Below are 2,108 nucleotides of genomic sequence, written 5' to 3' on the forward strand. Positions count from 1 at the left end.
CCCGGCCGAGCCCCGCCCACCGCGCCGCTCGCCGCTTCGGCTGCCGCCCCGCCCGCCGTCCTGGCTGCCGCGCGGCCTGTGGTCCTGCTCGCCGCGCCGGCTGCTCTCCCGCTCGCCTTGCCGCTGGCCGCTTCGGCTGCCGGCCCGCTCGTCGCTCTGGCTGCGGTCCGGTCCGTGGTCCCGCTCGCCGCGCCGGGCGCTCTCCCGCCCGCTGTCGGGTTCGTCGCTCCGCTCGCCGTCGCGCCCGTGGTCCTGTTCGCCGCTTCGCTCGCTGTCCCGCGCGCGGCCCCGCTCCCTGTCCCGCCCGTGGGCCTGTTCGCCGTCCCGCGCGCGGTCCTGCTCGCCGCTCCGTCCGCGGTCCCGGTCGTCGTTCCGGTTGTCGTCCTCGTGGTCGGTCATCGGTTTCGCTCCGCCTCGGGGCCTGCCCCGGTACCCGCCGGGGCCTCCGGTTCCGGTGGGTCGCGGTGGATCACCTGGGCGACGACGAACGCGACCACCGACGCGACGACGATCAGCGGCATCTGGTCGTGCGCGTCCCTGCCCACCAGCAGGACCGCGAGCACCGAGCTGGCCAGCGGCAGCCCCGTCACCGCCGCCCCCGCGGCGGAGATGCCGAGGGCGAGGGCCGGGGTCGCGCCGAAGCCGGGCAGACCCGAGCAGGCCATGGCCGTCGCCGTGCCCAGCAGCACCGCCGGGAAGATCGGGCCGCCGCGCAGACTGCCCAGCGCGATGCCCCACGCCAGCCCCTTGCACGCGACGAGCGCGACCAGCGCGCCCACGGACCAGGCGTGCGGGTCCGCGGCGAGCTGGGCGAGGGCGGCCTGCCCCGACAGCGCGGCCTCCGCCGGCGAACGGCCGGTGATCAGGGCGTACGCGGTGATGCAGACGCCGACCGCCGTGGCGCACAGGACCGTACGGAGGGCCGTGCGGTGCTCCGTCCAGGTGACCGTGCGGCGGCCGAGCGCGCGGGCCAGCGTGATGAGCACCGCGATCAGCGCCGCCGTGGGGATGCCCCACAGGAAGTCACCGGCGTCGGGGCCGGCGTCCGGCGGTACGTCCGGCAGTGACAGCGCGCCGATGTCCAGGCCGGTCCACTGGCCGAAGCCGGTGAACACCAGGGCGCCGGCCGCGCTGGCCAGCAGACAGGGCAGCAGCAGGGCGACCATCCGGGCGCCGGCGAGCCCCGCCCCCTCGATGAGCAGGACGGCCGCCGCCACCGGGCCGCCGAGGATGGTGGAGATCGCGGCGGTGGAGCCGGCCGTCGCCAGGATCGCGCCCGCCCTCGGATCGGCGTTCGGGCCCGCCCGCCGCACCGCGAGCAGGGCGAGCCCGCTGCCGACGGCCATCAGGGGGGCCTCGGGTCCGAGGACCACACCGAGCGGCAGGGTGGCCAGCGCGGCCAGGACGGCGCCGGGCAGCGCCTTCGGGCCGACGGGCGCGCCGCCCAGCCCGTTCACCGGCAGATGTCCTCCGCCGCCGGGCATCCGGGTCACGATCGGCGCGAGGATCAGCCCCGCCAGTACCAGTGCGGGCAGCGGCCACCACCAGGGCGGGGTGCCGTACCCGGCGGCGTGCGGCAGGGATGTCCACACCCAGTGCTGGAGCTCGTGCTGGAGGCCGACGAAGAAGAAGCAGGCCAGCGCGATGGGCACGCCGAGCAGCACGCACAGCAGCAACAGCAGCAGATAGCCGGGGCTGAGCAGGGTGCGCCGCAGGGACTGCTCGGCCCGGGCGGGAACGGCGTTCGCCGGCGCGGCAGCCGGGCCCTCGGGCGCCGTCACAGGGCCGTCCCGGCGGTGGCCGGCACGTGCCCGGCGCGCAGTGGCAGGGTCTGGGTCGTCACGGGCCCTCCTCGCTCCGCCCACCTCTCGACGCCGGCCCGACGGCCCGTCACGTGTCGGACAGGTTCACTTCCCGTCCACCCAGTCAACGCGACGGGAAGCGGAGCCGCATGCCATGAACCGCCCTCCGGGCGCCGAACCCACACGACGACCCCGCCGCCCCGAAGGACACCCAGCGCCCCCGCACTCGCCCGACACGGCCCCGCCCCACGTCGGCGACGGCCGGCGCCGCCGTCTGCCCCCCCCCGCGGAGTACGCGCGTCGCCG

The 2,108-nt window shown here is 77.5% G+C and carries 1 protein-coding gene and 1 pseudogene; both read right to left on the reverse strand.

Annotation, left to right across the window (positions count from 1 at the left end):
* Positions 1-399, reverse strand: a pseudogene (locus GTW67_RS13155) (hypothetical protein); the annotation flags it as partial.
* The gene (locus GTW67_RS13160) at positions 396-1,781 is read right to left on the reverse strand and encodes a chloride channel protein (RefSeq protein WP_161164998.1); all 1,386 of its coding nucleotides are present in this window, start codon (positions 1,779-1,781) and stop codon (positions 396-398) included. The pseudogene GTW67_RS13155 and the gene GTW67_RS13160, both read right to left, overlap by 4 nt.
* Between the last annotated feature and the right edge of the window lie 327 nt (positions 1,782-2,108).

Source organism: Streptomyces sp. SID5910, from assembly GCF_009862125.1.
GTDB lineage: Bacteria > Actinomycetota > Actinomycetes > Streptomycetales > Streptomycetaceae > Streptomyces.